Origin of the sequence: Micromonospora sp. DT46 (assembly GCF_049841735.1) — a bacterium.
In the GTDB taxonomy this organism is placed as follows: domain Bacteria; phylum Actinomycetota; class Actinomycetes; order Mycobacteriales; family Micromonosporaceae; genus Micromonospora; species Micromonospora reichwaldensis.
The window spans coordinates 692,440-716,513 of sequence record NZ_JBNCKW010000002.1 but is presented as its reverse complement, the minus strand read 5'-3'; the positions used below and the strand labels follow the sequence as shown (position 1 = coordinate 716,513).

General features: G+C 73.7%; 22 protein-coding genes. 15 read left to right on the top strand and 7 right to left on the bottom strand.

Translation table 11 applies throughout. From position 1 onward, the window contains the following. Positions 1-28: 28 nt before the first annotated feature. The 4 genes from lysS to ACLQ20_RS07670 all read left to right on the top strand — a co-directional run bounded on the left by lysS (position 29) and on the right by ACLQ20_RS07670 (position 6,379). Entirely contained in the window at positions 29-1,537 is a 1,509-nt protein-coding gene (gene lysS / locus ACLQ20_RS07685) for a lysine--tRNA ligase (RefSeq protein ID WP_425854696.1), read from the top strand. Positions 1,538-1,646: 109 nt separating this feature from the next. Then, positions 1,647-1,997 (top strand): histone-like nucleoid-structuring protein Lsr2, encoded by a 351-nt coding sequence (locus ACLQ20_RS07680; protein ID WP_165947879.1) that lies wholly within the window; start codon positions 1,647-1,649, stop codon positions 1,995-1,997. A gap of 461 nt (positions 1,998-2,458) precedes the next feature. Then, a complete protein-coding gene (locus tag ACLQ20_RS07675; protein ID WP_151456722.1) occupies positions 2,459-4,990 on the top strand; it encodes an ATP-dependent Clp protease ATP-binding subunit in 2,532 nt (843 codons plus the stop codon). A gap of 738 nt (positions 4,991-5,728) precedes the next feature. Continuing rightward, positions 5,729-6,379 (top strand): C39 family peptidase, encoded by a 651-nt coding sequence (locus tag ACLQ20_RS07670; RefSeq protein WP_425854695.1) that lies wholly within the window; start codon positions 5,729-5,731, stop codon positions 6,377-6,379. 105 nt (positions 6,380-6,484) lie between these two features. On the opposite strand, the gene ACLQ20_RS07665 is transcribed toward ACLQ20_RS07670, so the two are convergent. Beyond that, the gene (locus ACLQ20_RS07665; protein ID WP_151454101.1) at positions 6,485-7,384 is read right to left on the bottom strand and encodes an A/G-specific adenine glycosylase; all 900 of its coding nucleotides are present in this window, start codon (positions 7,382-7,384) and stop codon (positions 6,485-6,487) included. A gap of 143 nt (positions 7,385-7,527) precedes the next feature. Between ACLQ20_RS07665 and ACLQ20_RS07660 the strand changes: the two genes are divergently transcribed. The 3 genes from ACLQ20_RS07660 to ACLQ20_RS07650 all read left to right on the top strand — a co-directional run bounded on the left by ACLQ20_RS07660 (position 7,528) and on the right by ACLQ20_RS07650 (position 9,492). Continuing rightward, entirely contained in the window at positions 7,528-8,040 is a 513-nt protein-coding gene (locus ACLQ20_RS07660) for a glycine cleavage system protein R (protein ID WP_151454102.1), read from the top strand. Between the two features lie 23 nt (positions 8,041-8,063). Next, the gene (locus ACLQ20_RS07655; protein ID WP_393166894.1) at positions 8,064-8,621 is read left to right on the top strand and encodes a peptide deformylase; all 558 of its coding nucleotides are present in this window, start codon (positions 8,064-8,066) and stop codon (positions 8,619-8,621) included. A 148-nt stretch (positions 8,622-8,769) separates the two neighbouring features. After that, on the top strand, positions 8,770-9,492 hold the full coding sequence (locus tag ACLQ20_RS07650; protein ID WP_151454104.1) for a hypothetical protein: 723 nt from the start codon (positions 8,770-8,772) through the stop codon (positions 9,490-9,492). A gap of 163 nt (positions 9,493-9,655) precedes the next feature. Here ACLQ20_RS07650 and disA read toward each other — a convergent pair whose 3' ends face one another. The 4 genes from disA to ACLQ20_RS07630 all read right to left on the bottom strand — a co-directional run bounded on the left by disA (position 9,656) and on the right by ACLQ20_RS07630 (position 14,293). Beyond that, positions 9,656-10,837: a DNA integrity scanning diadenylate cyclase DisA gene (disA, locus tag ACLQ20_RS07645; RefSeq protein WP_151454105.1), complete on the bottom strand. Its 1,182-nt coding sequence runs from the start codon at positions 10,835-10,837 to the stop codon at positions 9,656-9,658. A 142-nt stretch (positions 10,838-10,979) separates the two neighbouring features. Further along, positions 10,980-12,434, bottom strand: coding sequence for a DNA repair protein RadA (radA, locus tag ACLQ20_RS07640; protein WP_151454106.1), 1,455 nt, complete (start codon positions 12,432-12,434; stop codon positions 10,980-10,982). 91 nt (positions 12,435-12,525) lie between these two features. Beyond that, entirely contained in the window at positions 12,526-13,314 is a 789-nt protein-coding gene (locus tag ACLQ20_RS07635; protein WP_425854693.1) for a hypothetical protein, read from the bottom strand. 139 nt (positions 13,315-13,453) lie between these two features. After that, complete coding sequence (locus ACLQ20_RS07630; RefSeq protein ID WP_425854692.1) at positions 13,454-14,293, bottom strand: UbiA family prenyltransferase; 840 nt, start codon at positions 14,291-14,293, stop codon at positions 13,454-13,456. Between the two features lie 45 nt (positions 14,294-14,338). On the opposite strand from ACLQ20_RS07630, the gene ACLQ20_RS07625 reads away from it, so the two are divergent. The 4 genes from ACLQ20_RS07625 (at position 14,339) to ACLQ20_RS07610 (ending at position 18,264) form a co-directional block, all read left to right on the top strand. Next, positions 14,339-15,112 (top strand): methyltransferase domain-containing protein, encoded by a 774-nt coding sequence (locus ACLQ20_RS07625; RefSeq protein WP_425854690.1) that lies wholly within the window; start codon positions 14,339-14,341, stop codon positions 15,110-15,112. Positions 15,113-15,156: 44 nt separating this feature from the next. Beyond that, entirely contained in the window at positions 15,157-16,323 is a 1,167-nt protein-coding gene (locus ACLQ20_RS07620; RefSeq protein ID WP_151454110.1) for an acyl-CoA dehydrogenase family protein, read from the top strand. A gap of 91 nt (positions 16,324-16,414) precedes the next feature. Beyond that, positions 16,415-17,503, top strand: a complete 1,089-nt coding sequence (locus ACLQ20_RS07615) for a type III polyketide synthase (RefSeq protein WP_192581362.1) — start codon at positions 16,415-16,417, stop codon at positions 17,501-17,503. Between the two features lie 2 nt (positions 17,504-17,505). Then, on the top strand, positions 17,506-18,264 hold the full coding sequence (locus ACLQ20_RS07610) for a hypothetical protein (protein ID WP_358121153.1): 759 nt from the start codon (positions 17,506-17,508) through the stop codon (positions 18,262-18,264). An 18-nt stretch (positions 18,265-18,282) separates the two neighbouring features. On the opposite strand, the gene ACLQ20_RS07605 is transcribed toward ACLQ20_RS07610, so the two are convergent. Beyond that, entirely contained in the window at positions 18,283-18,975 is a 693-nt protein-coding gene (locus tag ACLQ20_RS07605) for a hypothetical protein (RefSeq protein WP_425854688.1), read from the bottom strand. Positions 18,976-19,301: 326 nt separating this feature from the next. On the opposite strand from ACLQ20_RS07605, the gene ACLQ20_RS07600 reads away from it, so the two are divergent. From ACLQ20_RS07600 to ACLQ20_RS07585, 4 genes are read left to right on the top strand one after another with little or no spacing between them, the layout of a single operon-like run. Beyond that, the gene (locus ACLQ20_RS07600; RefSeq protein ID WP_091626665.1) at positions 19,302-19,787 is read left to right on the top strand and encodes a CarD family transcriptional regulator; all 486 of its coding nucleotides are present in this window, start codon (positions 19,302-19,304) and stop codon (positions 19,785-19,787) included. A gap of 56 nt (positions 19,788-19,843) precedes the next feature. Next, a complete protein-coding gene (gene ispD, locus ACLQ20_RS07595) occupies positions 19,844-20,539 on the top strand; it encodes a 2-C-methyl-D-erythritol 4-phosphate cytidylyltransferase (protein WP_132239894.1) in 696 nt (231 codons plus the stop codon). A gap of 16 nt (positions 20,540-20,555) precedes the next feature. Continuing rightward, the gene (ispF, locus tag ACLQ20_RS07590) at positions 20,556-21,038 is read left to right on the top strand and encodes a 2-C-methyl-D-erythritol 2,4-cyclodiphosphate synthase (RefSeq protein WP_089003124.1); all 483 of its coding nucleotides are present in this window, start codon (positions 20,556-20,558) and stop codon (positions 21,036-21,038) included. 10 nt (positions 21,039-21,048) lie between these two features. Continuing rightward, positions 21,049-22,074 carry a tetratricopeptide repeat protein gene (locus ACLQ20_RS07585; RefSeq protein WP_425854686.1) on the top strand — a complete coding sequence of 342 codons (1,026 nt, stop codon included), beginning with the start codon at positions 21,049-21,051 and terminating at the stop codon, positions 22,072-22,074. 148 nt (positions 22,075-22,222) lie between these two features. Here ACLQ20_RS07585 and ACLQ20_RS07580 read toward each other — a convergent pair whose 3' ends face one another. Next, the gene (locus tag ACLQ20_RS07580; protein ID WP_425854684.1) at positions 22,223-24,073 is read right to left on the bottom strand and encodes a thiopeptide-type bacteriocin biosynthesis protein; all 1,851 of its coding nucleotides are present in this window, start codon (positions 24,071-24,073) and stop codon (positions 22,223-22,225) included. Position 24,074 lies beyond the last annotated feature (1 nt).

The window sequence follows — 24,074 nt, the reverse complement described above, 5'->3', positions numbered from 1 at the left end:
CCGAAATCTCCTTCTGAGGAAGCGTGCCGTGACCGAGCAGAACCCCGTGCCAGTCGATCCCGCCGACGACCTTCCCGAGCAGATGAAGGTCCGCCGGGAGAAGCGGGACCGGATGCTCGCCGAGGGCGTCGAGCCGTACCCCATCGGATTCCCCCGGACCAGCACGCTGGCCGAGATCCGCGAGAAGTACGCCGAGCTGCCCACCGACACCGCCACGGGGGACCAGGTCTCGGTCACCGGCCGGGTGATCTTCGTACGCAACACGGGCAAGCTCTGCTTCGCCACCCTCCGGGACGGCGACGGCACGGAGTTGCAGGCCATGCTCTCCCTCGACCGGGTCGGCCCCGACCGGCTGAACGACTGGAAGCGCCTGGTCGACCTCGGTGACCTCGTCGGCGTGACCGGCGAGGTGATCACCAGCCGGCGCGGCGAGCTGTCCGTGCTGGTCGAGCAGTGGGCGGTGACGGCGAAGGCGCTCCGCCCGCTGCCGGTGGCACACAAGCCGCTGAGCGAGGAGGCGCGGGTCCGGCAGCGCTACGTGGACCTGATCGTCCGGCCGCAGGCCCGCCAGATGGTGCGTACCCGGGCCACGACCGTGCGCAGCCTGCGCGAGACGCTGCACGGCCGGGACTTCATCGAGGTGGAGACTCCGATGCTCCAGCTGCTGCACGGCGGCGCGGCGGCCCGGCCATTCGTGACCCACAGCAATGCGCTCAGCACCGATCTGTATCTGCGAATCGCGCCGGAACTGTTTCTCAAGCGGGCCGTCGTCGGCGGCGTCGACCGGGTCTTCGAGATCAACCGCAACTTCCGTAATGAGGGTGTCGACTCTTCGCACTCGCCCGAGTTCGCGATGCTCGAGGCATACGAGGCGTACGGCGACTACGACACCATGGCCGAGCTGACCCGGAATCTCGTGCAGCAGGCGGCGATCGCCGTCAGCGGCTCGACCGTGGTGACGCACGCCGACGGCCGGGAGTTCGATCTGGGCGGCGAGTGGCCCTCGGTGACCCTCTTCGGGGTGCTTTCCGAGGCGCTCGGCGAGGAGGTCACGGCACGCACCGAGCGCGCCCGCCTGGTGGAGTACGCCGACAAGGTCGGTTTGGCGGTCGACCCGAAGTGGGGGCCGGGCAAGCTGGCGGAGGAACTGTTCGAGGAACTGGTGGTGCCGAGCCTCCAGACGCCCACCTTCGTCCGCGACTACCCGGAGGAGACGAGCCCGCTGACCCGGGCGCACCGCAGCGAGCCCGGGCTGGCCGAGAAGTGGGACCTCTACGTGCTCGGTTTCGAGCTGGGGACCGCGTACTCCGAGCTGGTGGACCCGGTGGTGCAGCGGGAGCGGCTGGTGGCCCAGGCCCAGCTCGGCGCCCGCGGCGACGACGAGGCCATGCGGCTGGACGAGGACTTTCTCCGGGCGATGGAGTACGGAATGCCGCCGGCCGGGGGTATGGGAATGGGAATCGACCGGCTCTTGATGGCGCTCACCGGCCTGGGAATTCGGGAAACCATCCTCTTCCCCCTGGTTCGCCCGGAGTAGCCGCGCATCTCCACCGGGTCGTTACCGCATCCTATTGACGCGGCAAGCGCCGCGCGGGTTATTGTGCTTACAGTTTGCAGGAGCACCCTGCTCGAAAGGAATGTGGGACGTGGCCAAGCAGATCATTCATAAGCTGGTCGATGACCTGGACGGCGGGGACGCTGACGAGACGGTCAAGTTCGCGCTCGACGGCGTTCAGTACGAGATCGACCTGTCTAGCTCCAACGCCGAGAAATTGCGCGACGTATTCGCCTCGTACATCGCCCACGGCACCAAGGTGGGCAGGGGCGGCGTCGTCGTCGGCGGCCGGGCCGCGCGCGGCCGGGGTGGCGCCACCGCCGACCGGGAGCAGAACAAGGCGATCCGCGCCTGGGCCAAGAAGGCCGGCAAGGACATCTCCGACCGGGGCCGGATCCCCCAGGAGATCGTCGACGAGTACCACGCGAAGGCCGGTCACTGACCGGGACCGCCGACGGGCGACACCGACGCCGGGCCGGAGCACGACTCCGGGCCGGCGTCGCCGTATCCGCCCGGGGTCGCGTCCGAGGGGGAAGAATTCCGTCCCGACGGTCGTTGTCCACAGCCGGTGGAGAGTCTGTCCACAGCCTGTGGACAACTCCCGAACGGCTCGGATCCGGGCCGCGTCGGCACCGGCGCGACCCGCACGACGGGTCCGGGACCGGGGTCGAATTTCGCTCTGCGCGTACAGGCAGGGGTACCGGAACACCCCCTGAGCGCGGACGGTTGTGCAAAACGACGCGTACACGGCTTCCGACGGGGACACACGACCTCAGCGGAGTCGGTCCGCGGCGATAGAGTAAGGAGGCACGGACGCCCGTCCCGGTCGTCCGCGCACCGGCCCCGCCACGACTTCTTGACCATCAAGATCGAGTGCGCACGGCACGTGAGGAGCACGAGGGCATGTTCGAGCGGTTCACCGACCGAGCGCGACGGGTTGTCGTCCTGGCCCAAGAAGAGGCCCGGATGCTCAACCACAACTACATCGGTACGGAACACATCCTGCTGGGCCTGATCCACGAGGGTGAGGGCGTCGCCGCCAAGGCTCTGGAGAGCCTCGGCATCTCCCTGGAGGGTGTGCGGCAGCAGGTCGAGGAGATCATCGGCCAGGGTCAGCAGGCGCCGAGCGGGCACATCCCGTTCACGCCGCGGGCCAAGAAGGTGCTGGAGCTGTCGCTGCGCGAGGCGCTGCAGCTCGGCCACAACTACATCGGCACGGAGCACATCCTGCTCGGCCTGATCCGCGAGGGCGAGGGCGTCGCCGCCCAGGTGCTGGTCAAGCTCGGCGCCGACCTCAACCGGGTCCGCCAGCAGGTGATCCAGCTGCTCTCCGGCTACCAGGGCAAGGAGCCGGCCGCGGCGGGCGCCACGCCGGGCGAGGCCGCGCCGTCCACCAGCCTCGTGCTGGACCAGTTCGGCCGCAACCTGACCCAGGCCGCCCGCGAGGGCAAGCTCGACCCGGTCATCGGGCGCGAGAAGGAAATCGAGCGGGTCATGCAGGTGCTCTCCCGCCGCACCAAGAACAACCCGGTCCTGATCGGTGAGCCCGGCGTCGGCAAGACCGCCGTGGTGGAGGGGCTGTCCCAGAAGATCATCAAGGGCGAGGTGCCCGAGACGCTGAAGGACAAGCAGCTCTACACGCTCGACCTCGGTGCCCTGGTCGCCGGTTCCCGCTACCGCGGTGACTTCGAGGAGCGACTCAAGAAGGTGCTCAAGGAGATCCGCACCCGCGGCGACATCATCCTCTTCATCGACGAGATCCACACCCTGGTCGGCGCGGGTGCCGCCGAGGGCGCGATCGACGCGGCGAGCATCCTCAAGCCGATGCTGGCCCGTGGCGAGCTGCAGACCATCGGCGCGACCACGCTCGACGAATACCGCAAGCACCTGGAGAAGGACGCCGCCCTCGAGCGCCGCTTCCAGCCGATCCAGGTGGGTGAGCCGTCGCTGGCCCACACCATCGAGATCCTCAAGGGCCTGCGCGACCGCTACGAGGCGCACCACCGGGTCAGCATCACCGACGCGGCTCTCGTGGCCGCCGCGACGCTGGCCGACCGGTACATCTCCGACCGCTTCCTGCCGGACAAGGCGATCGACCTGATCGACGAGGCCGGCGCCCGGATGCGGATCCGCCGGATGACCGCGCCGCCGGACCTGCGCGACTTCGACGAGCGCATCGCCCAGGTGCGTCGCGACAAGGAGTCCGCGATCGACGCGCAGGACTTCGAGCGCGCCGCCCAGCTGCGCGACAAGGAGAAGCAGCTCCTCGGCCAGAAGGCCCAGCGGGAGAAGGAGTGGAAGGCCGGTGACCTGGACGTCGTCAGCGAGGTCGACGACGAGCAGATCGCCGAGGTGCTCGGCAACTGGACCGGCATCCCGGTCTACAAGCTGACCGAGGAGGAGACCTCGCGCCTGCTGCGCATGGAGGACGAGCTGCACAAGCGCGTCATCGGCCAGGAGGACGCGGTCAAGGCGGTCTCGAAGGCGATCCGGCGTACCCGGGCCGGCCTGAAGGACCCGAAGCGTCCGTCGGGCTCGTTCATCTTCGCCGGCCCGTCCGGTGTCGGTAAGACCGAGCTCTCCAAGGCGCTCGCCGAGTTCCTGTTCGGCAGCGAGGACGCCCTCATCCAGCTGGACATGTCCGAGTTCCACGACCGCTACACGGTCTCCCGGCTGGTGGGTGCCCCTCCCGGCTACGTCGGCTACGACGAGGGCGGCCAGCTGACCGAGAAGGTGCGGCGTCGGCCGTTCTCGGTGGTCCTCTTCGACGAGATCGAGAAGGCCCACCCGGACGTGTTCAACACGCTGCTCCAGATCCTGGAGGACGGTCGGCTCACCGACGGTCAGGGCCGGATCGTGGACTTCAAGAACACGGTCATCATCCTGACCACCAACCTGGGCACCCGCGACGTCGCCAAGGCGGTCTCGCTCGGTTTCCAGGCGTCGGAGGACTCCGAGTCCAACTACGACCGGATGAAGCAGAAGGTCAACGACGAGCTCAAGCAGCACTTCCGGCCTGAGTTCCTCAACCGGATCGACGACACCATCGTCTTCCATCAGCTGCGCCAGCTGGAGATCCTGTCGATCGTCGACATCATGATCCAGCGGATCGAGGGCCAGCTGCGGAACAAGGACATGGGTCTGGAGCTGACCGACAACGCCAAGAAGTACCTGGCGAAGAAGGGCTTCGACCCGGTCCTCGGTGCGCGTCCGCTGCGTCGCACGATCCAGCGCGACATCGAGGACAACCTGTCCGAGCGGATCCTCTTCAACGAGCTGATCCCGGGTCAGATCGTGGTGGTGGACTGCGAGGGCGATCCGGAGGACATCGACAAGTCCAAGCTCATCTTCACGGGCGCGGACCGGCCGGCCACCGTGCCGGACGCCGTCCCGGCCGACCTCGGTGGCACCGCCGCCGCAGGCGCGGACGAGTAGGACCGAAACAGCACGAGGGCGGCGGCCCGGTGGCACCAGCCACCGGGCCGCCGCCTTCTTTCCACCCACCCCCGCTCACCGGCCCCCCACACCCCCGCCCGCCCCGCGCCCGGCCACCCCCGCCACCCCTGCCCGCGGCCACCCTCGCCACCCCCTGCCCGCGCCGATCATTCAGTCGTGGTGCCGGGTAACTGCCCATTCAGGCGTTTTACGCACCACCACACCTGCATGATCGCCCGCCGTCAACGCCGCCGTGACCGACGTCCACGCCGGCATCCCCGACTGAGGCGTCCGGTCGTCGGTAGCGTCGGCGAGTGCCGGGCGGGCTCCGGAAGCTCCGGCAGGTGACGGCCCGGCGCACGGCGCGCTCGGCGGAAGTGACGGCCGGTCTGGGGCGCGCGTCCGGTTCGTGGCGGCGTCGGTGGCGGGGCCGATCAGATCATCGTCCGTTTCGTGGCGTTTCAGGGTGGCCGACGCCACGGATGCGGTGGGCATGGGTCGGGGGGCCGGGTCGTTGTAACCACCGTGAGCGCGTAACCCCGGGCCCCACCCCTGAGCCCCCCGGGATGGCCGGGGTCGCCGGTCGGAATGCCGGCCGGGCCCGTGTCGTTACATCCCCCCGGACGCGCCCCACCCTCTCGTCGAGGGCGTACCTGGTTCGACCTTTCCCTCAGCCCGCGACGCCACCCGTCCCCCGCGGTGTGTGTCGCGTACCCCCGATCGAAAGGTGCTGCCATCATGCGTACCGACATCCTGCGTAAGACCGCCCTGACCGCTGCCGGGCTCGCCTTCACCGGCGGCGCCATCGCCGGCCCCGTCACCACCGCCCTCGCCGCCCCCACCACCCCCGTGTCGGCCTCGGTCGCCCAGGACCGCAAGGGTGGCGAGCGCGAACTCGGCGTGCGCTACGAGGCACAGCCCAACTTCTACTACTGCGGCCCCGCCGCCGCCCGCAACGCCCTCAGCGTGCAGGGCAAGAACATCGACGTCGACGGCATGGCCCAGCGCATGGGCACCACCGAAGCCGGCACCAACTCCATCAACGACATCACCCCCGTCCTCAACAAGGAAACCGGCAAGGACGCCTACCAGTCCGTCGAGATCCCCGACGCCAAGGCCGACGACAAGCAGACCGACAAGCTACGCGGCGACATCGTCACCGCCATCGACGAAGGCCACGCCATCGTCGCCAACATCGCCGGCACCGCCACCGACACCGACGGCACCACCCACTCCTTCGAAGGCGGGCACTACATCAGCGTCGTCGGCTACCGCGACAACGGCAACACCGTCACCATCGCCGACTCCGCCAACCCCAACCAGGCCTCCTACCGCATGAGCGTCGACAACCTCGCCGACTGGATCGCCACCCGCGGCTACACCGCCTGACACACCACACCCAACGACAAGGGCCGGCCCCACAAGGGGGCCGGCCCTTTCGTCACGCCCCGGCTGGCCCACGCCGACCCGGCGCCGCCCAGCGTCCGCGCCGGGTCAGCCCACCGGGACGGGTGGCCCGTCGCCGACGAGGCGGAACGAGGATTCGCCGACCGGTTCCACGAGACCGTCCCGCACCAGTCCGGCGAGCGCCCGGGACCGCTGGACGTCGTCGGCCCACACCTGGTCGAGCCGCTGGTGCGGCACCGGCCCGGCCGTCTCCCGTAGTACGCCGAGCAGCAGCCCGCGTACCTGGCGGTCGGTGCCGGCGTACCGCTGGGGGCGGCGGGTCGGACCCGCGGGCGCCTCGCGGCCGGACGCGCGCCAGGCGCAGACCGATTCGACGGGGCAGACGCCGCAGCGGGGCGACCTGGCGACGCAGACCACCGCGCCCAGCTCCATGAAGGCCGCGCTGGCCAGGGCGGCGGCGGCCGGTTCGACGGGGAGCAGTTCCTCGGTGGCGACCAGGTCGGCCGGGCGGGTCGCCGGGCCGGCGTCCGGTTCGCCGGCGATCGCCCGGCAGACCACCCGCCGCACGTTGGTGTCGACCACCGGGTGCCGCTGACCGTACGCGAACGCGGCCACCGCCCGGGCCGTGTACGTGCCGACGCCCGGCAGCGCCAGCAACTGGTCCAGCCGGTCGGGGACCTGCCCGCCGTGCCTCTCGACGATCGCCAGCGCGCAGTCGCGCAGCCGCACCGCCCGACGGGGATAGCCGAGCCGCCCCCACATCCGGATCGCCTCGGCGGGGCTGTCCGCCGCCAGCGCGGCCGGTTCGGGCCAGCGCGCCAGCCAGGCCTCCCAGGCGGGGAGCACGCGTACGACAGGCGTCTGCTGGAGCATGACCTCGCTGACCAGGATGGCCCACGGGGTCACGTCGGGTCCGCGCCATGGCAGGTCGCGGGCGTTCTCCTCGTACCACCGGCTGACCAGGGTGGCGAAAGTGGGCTCAGACATCGCGTCGCCGATGATGTCACGTGTCCCGTCGCCGGGGCGGTGCGGGCGACGGTGCCACGACGGGGCGCCACTACCGTCCCGCTGGCTGGGCGGTCCGGGCGGGGCGCTGCCGCGGCGGCGGACGGATCGGGCAGAATGCCCGGATGAACGAGCTCGCGATCACCGTCATCGGCCGGGACCGGCCAGGCATCGTGGCCGACGTCGCCGAGCTGCTCGCCCGGCTCGGCGCGAACCTCACCGACAGCACCATGACCCGGCTGCGGGGGCACTTCGCGATGACCCTGATCTGCGTGGGCCCGGCCGCCGCCGACGTCGAGGCCGCGCTGGCGCCGCTCTCCGCCGACGGTCAACTGCTGGCCACCGTACGCGCGGTCACCCCCGACGGCGAGACGGCTCCCGCCGGCGAGCCGTACGTGCTGGCGGTGCACGGCGCGGACCGGATGGGCATCGTGGCGGCCATGACCCGGGTGCTCGCCGACGCCGGCGGCAACGTCACCGACCTGAGTACCCGCCTCACCGGCTCGCTGTACGTGGTGGTCGCCGAGGTGGAGTTGCCGCCCGGCACGGCCGACGGGCTGGCCGGGCGGCTGGCGGCGACGGCCGAGGAGTTGGGCGTCGGGGTGACCCTCCGGCCGGCCGATCCGGACCTGCTGTGACCGGCGCGGGGCGCGGACCGGAGATCGAGGCGTACGTCGGCCTCGGCGACTGGACCCCGGAGTCCCTGGCCGTTCCGGGGGAGGTGCGGCCGGTGGTGTGCGCGCCGGAGCAGGTGCTCAGCCGCTCCGGCGGCGAGGTGGATCCAACGGCGCCGGAGACGGTACGGCTGGCCGCCGACCTGATCGCCACCATGCGGGTGTCCCCGGGTTGCGTGGGGCTGGCCGCCCCGCAGGTCGGCGTGGGTGCGCAGGTCTTCGCGGTGGACGTGACGGGCCACCCGAAGGCGCTCACCGTGCACGGCACCTTCGTGCTGTGCAACGCCCGGGTCGTCGAGGCGAGCCGGTGGAAGGTGGCGCGCGAGGGGTGCATGTCGGTGCCCGACCTGACCGGGGACGTCAAGCGGGCGAGCCGGCTGGTGGTGGAGGGCGTCCTGCCCGGCACCGGTCGGCCCGTACGGCTGGTGACGGACGGGTTCGAGGCGCGGGCCCTCCAGCACGAAATCGACCACTGCGCCGGCCTGCTCTTCCTGGACCGGGTCGCGGGTGCCCACGCCATCTACCAGCGCAAGGTGTACCTCTGAGTGCCGGCGGCGCGGCGACCCAGCGTCGCCGGCGGGACACGGTCGGCAGCCGGAGCCGTCGCATGTGGAGGGTCGGTGCGCTGAGCGGTGGGCGACTCGGCGCGTCGTGCGGGGCTGGCGTGCCCCGCGCCGCTACGGTGGGGACATCATGCGTCTGACGGTCGGCCCCCTGTCCCCCGCCGTGTACTGGCGGCGTCGCGCCGTCGTACTCGGAGCCGGGCTTCTCTTCCTGATTGTCCTGCTCTATTCGTGCACCGGATCGGACCGGAACGCGAAGAAGGGCGGTGACGCGCAGCCCACTCCGGGCGCGACGTCGTCCGGTGCCTCGCCGGAACCCACCGGTTCGGTGCTCGCCCCGCAGACCGGGGGGCCCTCGCCGGGTGCGGCGGACGGCCCTGACGCCGACGATCCGTCGGGCGAGCCGGTCACCACCGACTCGCCGCCGGTGGCGCCCGTCGTGCCGGCCGCCGGTGACGGCGCCTGCACGGACGCCGAGATCACGGTGACCCCGGTGGCCCAGCCCGCCTCGGTGGTCCGGGGGGCCGTGGTGGACCTCCAGCTCAAGATCAAGAATCGCTCCGAGCGGACGTGCAGCCGCGATGTCGGCGCCTCCGTGCAGGAGCTGTTCATCAAGTCGGGGGCCGAGAAGGTCTGGTCGTCCGACACGTGCGGCACCGCCCAGGGTTCCGACGTGCAGTCCTTCACCCCGGGCTTCGAGCGCGCCTACCAGGTGGGCTGGAACGGCCGCGACACCACCAAGTGCGCCAACGGGGTGGCGGCGGGCCCCAACCCGCCGGCCGGCACCTACCAGGTCTACGCCCGGGTCGGCACCAAGCTCAGCGAGCCGGTCAAGCTCACCGTCACCGACTGACCACCCGTGGGCCGGGCGGCCAGCCGGACACTGGGCTGCCGGACAGACCGGGCCGCCGCGCGGTCGGTCGGCCGGGCCGGGATCGCCCGACGGATGGCGGTGGCGGTGTGGCCCCGGAAGCTGTGACCGTGTGGGCCGGGCCGGCGGCCGGCGTACGGCCGGGTCAGACGTAGCGTTCGAGGATCGACGCCTCGGCGAGCCGGGACAGCCCCTCGCGGACGCCCCGGGCGCGTGCGTCGCCGACCCCCTCGACGGCCTGGAGATCCTCGACCGTGGCGCCCAGCAGCCGCTGGAGACTGCCGAAGTGCACGACGAGGCGGTCGACCACGGCGACCGGCAGCCGGGGCACCTTGGCCAGCAGCCGGAACCCGCGCGGGCTGACCGCCGCGTCGAGCGCGTCGGACGCGGCCGGGTAGCCGATGGCCTTGGCGACCGCGACCAGGTCGATCAGCTCGGTGGCGCCGAGCAGATCCAGCTCCACCAGGGCCTCGTCGAGGGTGCGGGACTTCCGGCCGGCCGGCAGGTAGTCCCGGATCACCAGGGTGCGGTCGGCGTCGACGCCGGCCATCAGCTCGTCGAGCTGGAGGGCGAGCAGGCGACCGTCGGTGCCCAACTCCACCACGTAGCCGGCGATCTCGTCGGCGATCCGGCGGACCATCTCCAGCCGCTGCACCACCGCGACCGCGTCCCGTACGGTGACGAGATCCTCGATCTCCAGGGCGGAGAGGGTGCCGGAGACCTCGTCGAGCCGGAGCTTGTAGCGCTCCAGCGTGGCGAGCGCCTGGTTGGCACGGGACAGGATCGCCGCCGAGTCGTCCAGCACGTGCCGCTGGCCGTTGACGTAGAGGCTGATGATCCGCATCGACTGGCTGACCGAGATGACCGGGTAGCCCGTCTGCCGGGCCACCCGCTCCGCCGTGCGGTGCCGGGTGCCGGACTCCTCGGTCGGGATGGTGGGGTCGGGCATCAGGTGCACGGCGGCCCGCACGATGCGGGTGCCGTCGCTGGAGAGCACGACCGCGCCGTCCATCTTGCACAGCTCCCGTACCCGGGTGGCGGAGAACTCGACGTCGAGCGGGAACCCACCGGTGCAGAGACCCTCGACCACCTTGTCGTAGCCGAGGACGATCAACGCGCCCGTCCGGCCGCGCAGGATGCGCTCGAGGCCGTCGCGCAGGGCGGTGCCCGGGGCCATCAGGGCCAGGTTCGCCCGCAACGGGTCACCGGCGCCCCCGGCGCCGCCGGTCACGGTCACGCTGATCGCGCGGGCGGGGGAGCCCACGGCGCCGGTGCGGGCGTGGGGTGTCGCGCCAGCAGGCTTGGCGGTGTCGCGGTCGATCGGCACGGACACAGTCTACGGACTGCCCTGCGGTGGGTGCTGTCGTGGTTACTGTGATGTGTCACGATGCCCCACCTCGCCCGGACCGTGGGCTGGCGTCCGGGCTGTCCGGTATCGGACCGGACGTTCCGCCGACCATTCTCGGCGGTCACTCGGCGGAGGCCCGGGCGACGGCCTGGAGCGCCGAGCGTACGTCGGTCACCTCGATCACCCGCATGTGCTCCGGCGTGACGCCGGTGCTCTCGGGGCCGCAGCCGGTCGGCACCAGCGCGAGCCGGAAGCCGAGCCGGGCCGCCTCGGCCAGCCGGCGCGGCACGGCGCCGACACGGCGCACCTCCCCCGTCAGGCCGACCTCGCCGATCGCCACCAGGTGCGGCGCGATGGCCAGGTTGAGCCCGCCCGAGGCGACGGCGAGGGCCACGGCGAGGTCGGCCGCCGGCTCCACCACCCGGATGCCGCCGACGGTGGCCGCGAAGACCTCCCGGTCGTGCAGGGTCAGGCGTTCGGTGCGTCGCTGGAGCACGGCCAGCACCATCGCGAGCCGGGCCGAGTCGAGCCCCGAGACCGTCCGCCGGGGCGAACCGGCCACGGTCGCGCCGATCAGCGCCTGCACCTCGGTGACGAGTGCCCGGCGCCCCTCCATCGCCACCGTGACGCAGGTGCCGGGCACCGGCTCCGAATAGCGGGTCAGGAAGAGCCCGGACGGGTCGGCCAGGCTGCTGATGCCGCCCTCGTGCATCTCGAAGCAACCCACCTCGTCGGCGGCGCCGAACCGGTTCTTCACGCCGCGCACCATGCGCAACGAGGAGTGCTTGTCGCCCTCGAAGTGCAGCACCACGTCGACCAGGTGCTCCAGCACCCGGGGCCCGGCCACCTGGCCGTCCTTGGTGACGTGGCCGACCAGCACGGTGGCGATGCCCCGCTCCTTGGCCACCGCGACCAGGGCGGCGGTGACCGCCCGCACCTGGGTCACCCCGCCCGACACGCCCTCGGCGTTGTTGGTGGAGATGGTCTGCACCGAGTCGAGCACCAGCAGGCCCGGCTTGACCGCGTCGAGGTGACCGAGCACCGCGGCGAGGTCGCTCTCGGCCGCGAGGTAGAGCTGGTCGTGCAGGGCGCCCATCCGCTCCGCGCGCAGCCGGACCTGGCTGACCGACTCCTCGCCGCTGACCACCAGCGAGGGGCTGCCGGCGCCGGCGGCCCACTGCTGGGCCACGTCGAGCAGCAGGGTGGACTTGCCGACCCCCGGCTCCCCGGCGAGCAGCACCACCGCGCCGGGGACCAGGCCGCCGCCGAGGACGCGGTCGAGCTCGCTGACCCCGGTGGGGCGGGCCCTTGCCGGTGCGGCGCTGATGGTGGCGATCGGCCGGGCCGGCTCGGCCGGCATCCGGGAGCTGACCACCTTTCCGGAGACCGTCGGGCCGGTGACCGTGCACTCGACCACCGAGCCCCACTCGCCGCACTCCGGGCAGCGCCCGACCCACTTCGGCGGCTGGTGCCCGCAGGCGTCGCACTCGTAGGCCGGCCGGGGCTCGCGAGCGGCGGCCCGGCCGCGCCCGCCGGCCCCGCCGGCGCGGGGGGAGCTCGATCGGGAGGTGGTCACACCGGGACGTTAGTCCCCCGGTATGACGAAGACACCGCCGGCGTGGCGGTCACCACGCCGACGGTGTCGTCGGAAACAGCGGGGCGGAGGGTCAGTGACCGCCGCCCTCGTTCTCCTCGTAGCCGCCCAGGCGCTCGACGATCTTCGACGGGGGCGCGGCCGGGGTGAGCGGCACGGCGACCGGGGCCGGGCCGGTGACCGTGGCACCGTTGCCGAAATCGAAGGTCAGGGTGACGTTCTGGCCGGAGCGCAGCGCCTCGTTCAGGCCGATGAGCTGGAAGACCCGGTTCGACTGGGCGCTGAGCTGCACGTAGCTCAGCGGCGGAATCTCGATCCGGGCCGGCTCGCCGGCCGGCGCGGCCGGGCTCTCGGGGGCCGGGCTCTCCGGGGCACCGGGGCTGACCGACTCCGACGGGCTCTCGGAGGCGCCCGGGCTGGCCGATCCCGACGGGCTCTCGGGGGCGCCCGGGCTGGCCGACTCCGCCGGCGAGGGCGACCCGGACGGGGCGGGCGACTCCGACTCGCTCGGGGACGCAGACGGGCTGGCCGAGGCGCCGGTGCCGGTGATCACCACCTCGCGCGCGCTGTCGGTGGTCACGGTCACGGTCACCGGGTTCGGCGAGTCGTTGTAGATCACGGCGCTCAGGACGGCGTTGGCACCCGCCTTGTAGCCCTCGGTGCCGGGGAACTCGACCAGCAGGCCGCGGACCGCGTAGGAGCCGTTGCCGGCCGACAGGTTGACGCCCTGGACCGACGGCGCCTTGTTGGCGGTCTCGGAGACCTGGCCGGCGCCGCAGCCGGACAGCAGCAGCCCGGTCGCCGCGGCCATCCCGGACAGCAGCAGGGCCGCCCGCCGGGAACCCCTGATCGAGCGCGTCACGTCGGTCCTCCTCGTCACGATCCCACCCGGTGCTCACGCCGGGCATGGTGGCCATGCCCGCGCAGACCGCGCTCCAGGGTAGTTGGGCCTGATCCACGCCCGCACGCCGACCCGGAGATGGCACCCGGGGGGACGCGCGTCACACCAGTCGGCCGCTCGTGACGAGCAGGACGACGTCGATGAGGGCGACCAGCATCACGGCCCGGAAGGCGGCCACCTGCCGGCCGCCGGCCCGGGTGGTGGCGCGTCCCGCGTACCAGCTCAGCGGCGGCACCACGACGGCGGCCACGACCGCGGCGAGGCCGACCCCCGACGGCGGCCCGGGCGGCCCGAGGACCAGCGTGGCGGTCGCCGCGAGCAGCAGCAGCGCGGCGGCGGCCCGGCTGCCGGCCGGACCGAGCCGGTGCGGCAGCCCACGCACCCCCGTCCGGGCGTCGTCGGCCAGGTCGGGCAGGACGTTGGCGAAGTGCGCCCCGGCGCCCAGGCAGGCCGCGGCGGCGACCAGCCAGACCGGCGGCACCACCGCTCCGGGCAGCGCCAGCACGACGAAGGCGGGCAGCGAGCCGAAGGAGACCGCGTAGGGCAGCACCGAGACCGGGGTCGACTTCAGCGGCCAGTCGTAGAGCAGCGCGGAGACCAGCCCGAGGGTGGCGCAGAGCGCGGCGGCCGGGCCGGTGGCCAGCGCCAGCGCCGGGGTGGCGAGCGCGGCCACCGCCGCGGCCACGGCCGTGGCGCGCCGACCGACCGCGCCGGCGGCGACCGGCTTGTCGGTACGCCCCACCGTGGCGTCCCGGTCGGCGTCGAGCGCGTCGTTGGCCCAGCCGACGGCGAGCTGGCTGGCCGCCACGGTGAGCACCACGGCGAGGATCCCGCCCGGCCGGTGCCCGACGCCCCACGCGAGCAGCCCGGCCACCGTGGTGACCGCGGCGGCCGGCTCCGGGTGACTCGCCCTGACCAGCCCTAGCACCGTTGGCGACATGAGGAAAGTCTGGTCGTTACCGGGCAGTCGTGCCACGCTCGGTCCATGCCAGACGCGGGCCGCACCCTGCCACGCAACGATCCGCGCCAGTACGACGACCTGGCCGGCGAGTGGTGGCGGCCGGACGGCGCGTTCGCGATGCTGCACTGGCTGGCTGAGGCCCGCGCGGCGCTCGTGCCGTCGGCGTCCCGCCCCGGCGCCCTCCTCGTCGACCTCGGCTGCGGCGCCGGGCTGCTCGCCCCGCACCTGGCCGGCAAGGGCTACCGGCACGTCGGCGTCGACCTCACCCGGTCGGCCCTGGCGCAGGCCGCCGCGCACGGGGTGACCGTCGTCAACGGCGACGTGACCGCCGTACCGCTGGTCGACGGCTGCGCCGACGTGGTCGCGGCGGGCGAGTTGCTGGAGCACGTGCCGGACTGGCGGCGCGCGGTGGCCGAGGCGTGCCGGCTGCTGCGGCCCGGCGGCCTGCTCGTCCTGGACACGTTGAACGACACGGCGCTGAGCCGCCTGCTGGCCGTGCGGATCGCCGAGCGGCTGCCCACGGTGCCGAAGGGCATCCACGATCCACGGTTGTTCGTGGACGCCCGGGCGCTGGTGGCGGAGTGCGCCCGGCACGGGGTCGACCTGCGCCTGCGGGGCATCCGGCCGGGGATGCCCGGCCTGCTCGGCTGGCTGGTCCGCCGGATGCGCGCCGCCGGCCGTCCGTACGCGGTCCCGACCGACCGTCCGCACGCGACGGTCGCCGGCCCGCCGCCGCGGATCGTGCCGACCTGGTCGACGGCCGTGCTCTACCAGGGGCGTGGTACGCGGAGCGGATAGCGGTGCCCGTCCCTGGGTAGGGAGAGGGCCGAGAAGGGGGCTGTATGACGCAGCACGCGTTGGAGGCGGCTCGCCGCCTGGCACCGAGGCTGGCCGCCCGGGCGGCCGAGCACGACCGGGACGGCTCGTTCCCGGTCGAGGACTTCCGTGACCTGCGCGAGGCCGGGCTCTTCGGCCTGATGGTTCCCGCCGCCCTCGGCGGGATGGGCGCCACCTTCGCCGAGTACGCCGCGGTCGCCACCGAGCTGGCCCGGGGCAACGGCGCGACGGCCCTGGTCTTCAACATGCACGCCTCGGTCACCGGCGCGCTCGGCGCGGTGACCGAGGAACTGGCCGAGGCGCTCGGCGTCCCGGCCGAGGCGCTGGCCGCCCGGGACCGGCTGCTCACCGCCGCCGCCCAGGGCTCCTGGTACGCCGTGGCGATGAGCGAGCGCGGCGCCGGTGCCCGGCTCTCCCAGCTCAGCACCGTCTACGAGCCGGCCGACGGCGGTTGGCACCTCAAGGGCAGCAAGACGTTCTGTTCCGGGGCCGGGCACGCGGACGGTTACCTGGTGGCCGCCCGCAGCGCCGTCGACCAGTCGGTGGTCTCCCAGTTCCTGGTGCCGGCCGGCGACGGGCTGACCGTCGAGCCCACGTGGGACTCGCTCGGCATGCGCGCGACCTCCTCGCACGACCTGCACCTGGACGTGACCGTGCCGGCCGACCGGCTGCTCGGCGGCGTGGAGGGGCTGGCCCTGGTGGTCGCCCAGCTCATGCCGCACTGGCTGGTCGCCAGCTACGCCGCCGTCTACGTGGGGGTGGCCCGGGCGGCCCTCGACGCGGCGGCCGAGCACCTGAACGCCCGCAACCTCGCCGGCCTGCCGGCGGTCCGGTCCCGCCTGGGTCGGGCCGACGCGGCGGTGGCGGCGGCCCAGTTGGTGGTCGCGGAGGCGGCCCGCCGGGTGGACGAGGCGCCGGGCGACGCGGAGACCAACCGCTGGGTCTGGCGGGCGAAGCTGCTCGCCGGCACCACCGCCGCCGACGTGGCCGCGTCCGTGCTGGAGGCGGCCGGCACGTCCGCGACCCGGCGGGGACATCCGCTGGAGCGGCTCTACCGGGACGCCCGCTGCGGCTCGCTGCACCCGGCGACGTCGGACGTCTGCGCGGACTGGCTGGGCGTCGCCGCGCTGGGCGGTGACCCGGACCGCGACGGAACGGTGCCTCGTTGGTGAGCGTGGGGGGTCCGCCGGGTCGGCGGACGCGCGGGCGCACGGCCCGTCCAGGGGCGGGTTCGACCGCCCGGTGCGCAAGGCCGGACGAGAGGTGGGCATGGTGGCCGTACCGGTGATCGCGGGGCTGGGGACGGCACACCCGCCGTCGGCCGCGCAGGACGACCTGTGGGAGGGCTTCTTCTCGAAGCACTTCTCCGGCAGCACGCGGGCGCTGGCGCAGCGGATCTTCGCGCACTCAGGGGTCACCCACCGGCAGGCTGCCGTGAACCCGTTGCTGGAGGACGTATCCGACTGGCCCACGGAGCGGCGGATGCGCCGCTACCTGGTCGAGGCGCTGCCGCTGGGCAAGGAGGCGGTGGGTCGGGCACTGACGGCCGCCGGCCTCTCCGCCGGCGACGTCGGGCTCTTCGTCGTCTGTTCGTGCACCGGGTACGCCACCCCGGGGCTGGACATCCTGCTCGCCCGGGACCTGGGCATGGCCCCGGACACGCAGCGCCTGTTCGTCGGGCACATGGGCTGCTACGCCGCGCTGCCGGGCCTGGGCGCGGCGAGCGACTTCGTCACCGCCCGGGGCCGGCCCGCGCTGCTGCTCTGCGCGGAGCTGACCAGCCTGCACATCCAGCCCTCCAGCGCCCGGGTGGACACCCAGCAGATCGTCTCCCATGCGCTCTTCTCGGACGCCGCAGTCGCCGCCGTGGTCGTTCCCGGCGGCCGGGGGTACGCGCTGCGCGAGGTCACGTCCGTCACGGACACCTCGACGGCCGACCACATGACCTGGGACGTCACCGACACGGGTTTCCGGATGGGGCTGTCGCCGAAGGTGCCGCAGGTGCTCTCCACGCACGTCCGGGGCCTGGTCGAGGGGCTGCTGGCCCGGCACGGCACGACGCTGTCCGAGGTGGACGGCTGGGCGGTGCACCCGGGCGGCCCGCGCATCCTGAACGTGGTCGAGCGGGAGCTGGCCCTGCCGCCGGAGGGCCTGGCGGCGTCCCGGGCGACCCTGGACGAGCACGGCAACTGCTCGTCGCCGACGGTGTTGCTGATCCTGGACCGGCTGCGCCGGGCCGCGTCGCCGCCGCGGCGGGTGGTGATGCTGGCGTTCGGCCCCGGCCTGACCCTCTTCGCCGCGTTGCTGGAACGGACAGGAGTGAGCGGTTCGCCCGGCACGGTTACCCTCTGATGATGGACGCCGATGCGGCAGACCGGCCGGAGACCGGGCCGGACGCGGGTGGGCACACGGCTGGCGTCGGGGCCGACGATCGGCTGCGCGGCGCCGTACTGGCCGTGGCGGGGCTGGCCGCGCTGGTCGGCGGCGGCTGGTGGTGGCAGGCCGAGGCGCCCCGCACCGGCCCCGTGCCGGACCTGTCGAACGTCGCACCGGCGGACCGGGTCCGGTTCGCCGCCCCGCCGGACGCCCACGTCCGGTTCGTCGTGCCCGCTGAGGGATCCGGACGGCCCGCCAGCTTCTGGCTCGTCGACCCGCGCAGTGGCGCGACGGTGCGGACGGATCCGCGTGGCGGCGCGACGGTCCGGACGGAGACGCGTGAGGGCACGACGGTGCGGGTGGACGTCGAGGACCCGGAGCAGCGCCGCGCCGGGGACGACCCGCTCCAGGCGGGCGACGGGCGTCGGGGCAGGCTGGCCAGCTTCCCCGACACGGTCTGGACCGCCCGGGCCGTGCTCAGTCCGGCGGAGGGTCTCGTCAAGAGGGCCTCCGCCGAGGGCGGGGCGCGTCACCTGCTCCAGTACCGCTGCGTCGGCCCGGGAGAGCTGCTGATCGTGGTCGAGGGGGCCTGGGCGGCCGACCCGATCACCAGCGCCTGCGACGGCTCGGTCACGTCGACGGAGGTCACCGGCAGGGGCGGGCCGTTCCAGGTCTCGCTGTCGAGCGCCAACGCGGAGCCGCTGCGGGTCGATGCGCAGCTGGTCGCCCTGCCCTGACCACCCTGGCGGGGCGGCTCAGGCGGCGAGGCGGGTCAGGTCGGCGCGGTAGTCCTCGGCGGAGTGGATCTCGGGGACCACCTTGACGAGGACGCCGGTCCGGTCCACCAGCAGCGCGGTGACGGCGCCGGGGCGGGCCGGCAGGTGCAGGAAGGAGCGCAGCCCGCCGGCCGGGTCGGCGAGCGGTCGCACCGTGGCCCCGGCGGGCGGCGTGGCGCGTGCGGGCCGGGTGCCGGCGACGGTGACCACCGTGACGCCGGCCGGTGCCAGGGTGGCGGCGGTGGCCACGTCGGCCGGGCAGGGGCAGCCGTCCACGAGGATGATCATCGCTGGCACCAGTCCGCGCAGGGGCACCGGTGACTGGCCGGCGTCGACCAGGTCCAGCGCGGGCAGCGGTCGACCGGCCGCCCCGGCCGGCGGCGCGTACGGGGTGGGAGTGGGCTCCGGGGTGGACCGGCCGGGCCGGGGCCAGGTGACCGCCGCGAGGCCGGCGAGGGTGGTCAGCACCGCCACCAGCAGCACCAGCAGGGCGAGGGCGAACGGGGACCGGGCCGGCGGAGGCGGGACGGCGTGCCGGGGCGTGCCACCCAGCTCGCGGCGGAGCTGTTCGGCCTCGGCGGCGAGCGCGGAGGCGTCGTCCGGCACGACCACCCGGCCCCACTCGGGTGGCAGGTCGGGCAGTCCGGGGCCGTCTGCGTCGGGCTTGCCCATCGGACCCCCAGGACGTCTCGGCGAGCGGACAGCGGCTCGGTCTCCAGCGTCCCGCACGGGGCGGGCTGCCGCTACACCTGGGCGCGTACCCGGCCGGCGGGCTACCATGGGAGGAGCGCATAGCCCTTGATCTCGACGTTCGCGTCACTCGTACCGGGACGTCATCCGAGCGTTACGGAGCGTGGTCAAACCACTGGTTTGGCGGTCTGTCAAGCTGAAGAAAGACCTCTCACAGGGCCCCTGAGCTGCGCCAACGGTCAGGACAGCGGTGAGACATCGGTGCCTGAGCGTGTTACCCTAGACACAGCGAAAGGGGTTTCGAACCTATGGTTTTCAGTGTCGGCGAGACCGTTGTTTACCCCCACCACGGGGCCGCACTCATCGAGGCAATCGAGACTCGGGTGATCAAGGGCGAGCCTAAGCAATACCTCGTCTTGAAGGTCGCGCAGGGTGACCTGACGGTCCGGGTGCCCGCCGAGAACGCCGAGATCGTGGGTGTGCGCGAGGTGGTCGGCGAAGAGGGCCTCGGCAAGGTCTTCGACGTGCTCCGTGCACCGCACACCGAGGAGCCGACCAACTGGTCGCGGCGTTACAAGGCGAATCTGGAGAAGCTGGCCTCCGGTAACCCGCTGAAGGTCGCCGAGGTCGTCCGCGACCTGTGGCGTCGGGAGCGGGAGCGGGGTCTCTCCGCGGGTGAGAAGCGCATGCTCGCTAAGGCCCGTGACATTCTCGTCGGCGAGGTCGCGCTGGCCGAGAAGAGCACCAAGGACGAGGCGGAGACGCTGCTCGACAAGGTCCTGACCGAGGCCTAGTCCCCGCAGCATCGTCGTACCCGATGCGTAGCGAACAAACCACCGAGGACCGCGACGTGACCGCGCAGCTCAATCCGTGCGGTGACGTCGCGGTCCTCGTGCCTGCGGCCGGTGCCGGCGTGCGGCTCGGCCCCGGCCGCCCCAAGGCGTTGCGCCTGCTCGGTGGGGAACCCCTGCTGGTGCACGCGGTCCGCCGGCTCGCCGCCGCGCCGTCGGTGCACACCATCGTCGTGGCCGCCCCGGCCGCCGAGGTGGCGGCGGTACGTGAGCTGCTCGCCCCGGTCGCCCCGGTGACCGTGGTGCCCGGTGGCGCCGAGCGGCAGGCGTCGGTGGCCGCCGCCCTCGCGGCGGTGCCCGCCGGCCCGGAGATCGTCCTCGTGCACGACGCCGCCCGGGCGCTGACCCCGCCCGACCTGGTGGAATCCGTCGCGGCGGCCGTCCGCGCCGGACATGACGCGGTGATCCCGGTGCTGCCCGTCGTCGACACGATCAAGGAGGTCGGCGCCGACGAGGTCGTCCTCGGCACCGTCGACCGCTCCGCCCTGCGCGCGGTGCAGACCCCGCAGGGCTTCCGCCGGGCGGTGCTGACGGCCGCGCACGCCGCCGCCGGTGACCCGCTCACCGACGACGCCGGCCTGGTCGAGAAGCAGGGCGTCCCGGTGTCCTGCGTCCCCGGCTCCGAGTACGCGCTGAAGGTCACCCGCCCGTTCGACCTGGCGCTGGCCGAGCATCTGCTCGCCACGGGCGCCTGACGCGTACCCTCTTCTCATGATCGTTCCCCGGGTGGCCATCGGCACCGACGTGCACGCCTTCGAGGCGGGCCGGCCGTGCTGGGTGGCCGGCCTGCACTGGCCCGACCAGGACGGCCTGGCCGGGCACTCGGACGCCGACGTGGCCGCGCACGCCGCCTGCAACGCGCTGCTCTCGGCGGCCGGCCTCGGGGACCTGGGCGCCAACTTCGGCGTGGGCCAGCCCGAGTGGGCGGGCGCGTCGGGCGTCGCCCTGCTCACCGAGAGCGCCCGCCGGGTGCGGGCCGCCGGCTTCGCGATCGGCAACGTGTCCGTGCAGGTGGTCGGCAACCGGCCCAAGATCGGCCCGCGCCGTGAGGAGGCCCAGCGGGTGCTCTCCGAGGCGGTCGGCGCGCCGGTGACCGTCTCCGCGGCCACCACCGACGGCCTCGGCTTCCCCGGGCGCGGCGAGGGGCTCACCGGCATCGCGGTGGCCCTGGTGTACGAGGCTCCGGCCGCCTAGGCTCGCCGCGATGTCCAGCGACGCCACCTCAGACCGCTCCGCCGCCGACGGCTACCTCCAACGCGCCCAGCTCCTCGCCGAACTCGGTCGCTACGACGAGGCCGCGGCTGAGGTCTCTTACGCCGTCGCCCTGGACCCGGCCGACGCCGGGGCGCTGACCATGCTGTCCCGGGTCCACCTCGCGGCCGGGCGGCCGACGGAGGCGCGCACCGCCGCCGACGCCGCGGTCGCCGCCGCCCCCGACAGCGTTCCGGCGCTGGTCGCCCGCGCCCTCGCCCTCGGCGATCTGGAGGAGTACGCCGAGGCGGCCCGGACCGCCGACCGGATCCTGGCGCTGGGCCCCGACGACGCGTACGCGCAGAGCAGCGCCGCCGCGATCCTGGCCGGCTCGCGCAACGGGCAGCCGGCGCTGAACGCGGCCTGGCGCGGGATCGAGCTGGCACCCGAGAATCCCCAGGCGCACCTGGTGCTCGGGCTGGTGGCGGCGAACATGCAGATGTTCGACCTGGCCGAGCGCGCCTACCGGGAGGCGTTGCGGCTGGACCCGCAGCTCGCCGAGGCCCGCCACGACATCGGCGTGCTCCGGCTGGAGCAGCGGCGCTGGAGCGAGGCGCTGGAACACCTCGCCGAGGCCGCGTCGATGAGCCCCGGGCGGGTCGACTCCGGCCGGACCATCTCGCTCGGCCTGCGCCAGCTCGTGGTCTACGGCGCGGGCTGGACGATGATCACCGCCGTGCTGATCGCCTGTATGGCGCCGGGCAGCGCCGGGCTGTCCCGCGTCGCGGCGACGTTCGCGGCGCTCGGCGGGGCGCTGGTGGTCTGGCGCTTCGCCGCCCGGCTGCCCGGCCTGTCCCGGACCATCCTGCCGAGCCTGCTCCGCTCCGACCGCACGCTGGCCCTGGCCGTCTACGCGGCGGCCGCCGCCCCGGCCCTGATCCTGCTCTACGCCCTGGTCGGCACCCCGTGGCCGCTGGTGCTCGCCATCCTCGCCGCGGTCGCCGCCGAACTCGCCGTGCTGTCCCGCACCACGGCGTGAGCCGGCACCGGCCGGTCGGCACCACCCGATCCGTCGGCTGGCCGGTCGGGGCCACCTGATCCGTCGGCTGACCCGTCTGCACCACCCGATCCGCCGGCTGGTCCGACGGGGACCGCCCGGTCCGTCGGCTGGCCCGCAGGACCCGCCCTCAGCCGAGGGCGAGGGCGTAGAGGGCGCTGGCGTCCAGCCCGTCGAGCAGCAGCAGGTGGTTGAGCTCGTCGTCGAAGAATCCGCCGAGCGGGGCGGCGGAGAGCCCGAGGGCCGTCGCGGCGAGCAGCAGGTTCTGGGCGAGGTGGCCGGTCTCCATGGCGGAGAACCGGTAGCCGCGCAGCCCGTACCGGGCCCGGGCCCGGCGGAGGTCCGCGACCACGAACAGCCAGAGCGGCACCGTCTCGACGTCGAGCCCGTCGGCGCCGGGGACGACGTCGGGACCGGTGGGCGCGAACTGCGGGGCGACCCGGGACAGCCGGTCGACGCCCGGATCGGGTGCCACCCGCCGGAGGGCGTGCCGCTCCGGCAGGTACTCGTAGAGTGCCGCCCGCACCGAGGCGATCCGGCGGGGAAGCACCAGCAGCCGGGTGGTCGCCAGGGCGCCCGGCGTCGGGTACGCCAGTCGTCGCTGACCGTCGGCCGCTGGCGCGGTGTCACCCGCCGCATAGCGCAGCAGCCGGCCCAGGTCCGCCACGCCGGTCTCCGCTCGGCCGAAGTCGTACCGGGTGCGGCGCTCCAGCAACACCGTGGCGAGCGTGGTGTCGGCGAGCGCGCCCGGCGTCGGCTCGGGCAGTGCCAGGGTCACGGCGTCGGACGGGAGGGGGCGACCCGGTGCGGGCTCGACGGTACGGGGACGCTGGCTCGGCCACCGCGTACGGACGAACTTCGACCCCTGGTGGTACGCGCGGTCCGGGGCGTCGATCCCGTCGGCGTGGAAGTCCGGCGCTGCGGGCGGTGCGCCGTACGCCAGCGACGCGAGCCAGGCGAGGTGGCACTCGGCCGGGATGCTCAGCCCGAGGCGGTTGTGCAGCATGTGCAGCTGCGACGCGAGGATGCCGGGCACCGTGCCGTGCAGCCGGCCCTGCCCGTCGAGCGCCCGTAGCCGCTCGACGTAGGCGGCGACCTCGTCCGCCCAGTAGTTCACGGAGGTGGCGGCGCCCCTGCCGTGCGTGACGATGTCGGCGATGAGCCGCTGCCGGGCCGGGTAGACGGACGCGTCGGCGTGGAAGTCGCGTTCCGCCGCGATCAGGGCCAGGCCGAGGTCCTGACCGTTCGCCTCGGGCACCAGCGTCCACCCGTTGGCGTAGCCGCGCAGGAACCGGACCGCCTCGTGCCCGGTGAGGCCGCTGGCGGTGAGGAACCCGAACAGCAGGTCCACGGCCGTCGACCGGCGGCGGGCGGGTGGCGCGCCGAGCACAGCCGCGGCGACCCGGCTGGACGCGGCGAAGAGTTCCTCGGCCGCGTCGATCGCGTCCGGGCCGCCGTACCGGTCGACCTCCGGCCGGTACGACTGCTCGACCACCGTGCCGTGCGGCTGCCAGCCCAGCTCCGGCCCACTGCCGGCCCCGTGTCCCACGCCGGCCCCGTGTCCCACGCCGGTCTCTTGCCCCACGCCCGGCCGGTCGGGCCGGTCGGTCCCGTCGGGTTGGTCGGTGTCGTCGGACTGGTCGGTCTCGCCGGGCCGGTCGGTCCCGTCGGACCGGTCGGAGGTGTGCACTCCGAACTGGGCGTACCAGTCCGCCGGGCGCAGTTCCCGGGCCGGTGGCGGCAGCGCGGCTACCGCTTCGACCAGCCCGGCGCGCATCCGCCGTACCGTCTCCGGCGTCGCGCCGGCGACCCGCCAGCGCAGGTGCGGGCCGCCCTCCCAGTACCGGACGAAGAACCAGGAGGAGATCTCGCCCCGGGCGAGCAGGTCCGTCGTGGTCGGCACGATGTGCTCCCGCAGCACCGTCTCGGTGCACTCGGAGCCGGCGTGCAGGTGGACGTGCAGGGCGGACCAGCGAGCCATG

What these genes read in the sequence shown, in the direction of transcription:
- ACLQ20_RS07670 (WP_425854695.1), top strand. Translation starts at nt 5,729, where the DNA reads ATGCGTACCGACATCCTGCGTAAGACCGCCCTGACCGCTGCCGGGCTC.
- ACLQ20_RS07585 (WP_425854686.1), top strand. Translation starts at nt 21,049, where the DNA reads ATGTCCAGCGACGCCACCTCAGACCGCTCCGCCGCCGACGGCTACCTC.
- ACLQ20_RS07625 (WP_425854690.1), top strand. Translation starts at nt 14,339, where the DNA reads ATGCCAGACGCGGGCCGCACCCTGCCACGCAACGATCCGCGCCAGTAC.
- ACLQ20_RS07600 (WP_091626665.1), top strand. Translation starts at nt 19,302, where the DNA reads ATGGTTTTCAGTGTCGGCGAGACCGTTGTTTACCCCCACCACGGGGCC.
- ACLQ20_RS07580 (WP_425854684.1), bottom strand. Translation starts at nt 24,073, where the DNA reads ATGGCTCGCTGGTCCGCCCTGCACGTCCACCTGCACGCCGGCTCCGAG.
- ACLQ20_RS07620 (WP_151454110.1), top strand. Translation starts at nt 15,157, where the DNA reads ATGACGCAGCACGCGTTGGAGGCGGCTCGCCGCCTGGCACCGAGGCTG.
- ACLQ20_RS07610 (WP_358121153.1), top strand. Translation starts at nt 17,506, where the DNA reads ATGGACGCCGATGCGGCAGACCGGCCGGAGACCGGGCCGGACGCGGGT.
- ACLQ20_RS07605 (WP_425854688.1), bottom strand. Translation starts at nt 18,975, where the DNA reads ATGGGCAAGCCCGACGCAGACGGCCCCGGACTGCCCGACCTGCCACCC.
- ACLQ20_RS07665 (WP_151454101.1), bottom strand. Translation starts at nt 7,384, where the DNA reads ATGTCTGAGCCCACTTTCGCCACCCTGGTCAGCCGGTGGTACGAGGAG.
- ACLQ20_RS07630 (WP_425854692.1), bottom strand. Translation starts at nt 14,293, where the DNA reads ATGTCGCCAACGGTGCTAGGGCTGGTCAGGGCGAGTCACCCGGAGCCG.
- ACLQ20_RS07650 (WP_151454104.1), top strand. Translation starts at nt 8,770, where the DNA reads ATGCGTCTGACGGTCGGCCCCCTGTCCCCCGCCGTGTACTGGCGGCGT.
- ACLQ20_RS07675 (WP_151456722.1), top strand. Translation starts at nt 2,459, where the DNA reads ATGTTCGAGCGGTTCACCGACCGAGCGCGACGGGTTGTCGTCCTGGCC.
- ispF (WP_089003124.1), top strand. Translation starts at nt 20,556, where the DNA reads ATGATCGTTCCCCGGGTGGCCATCGGCACCGACGTGCACGCCTTCGAG.
- ACLQ20_RS07660 (WP_151454102.1), top strand. Translation starts at nt 7,528, where the DNA reads ATGAACGAGCTCGCGATCACCGTCATCGGCCGGGACCGGCCAGGCATC.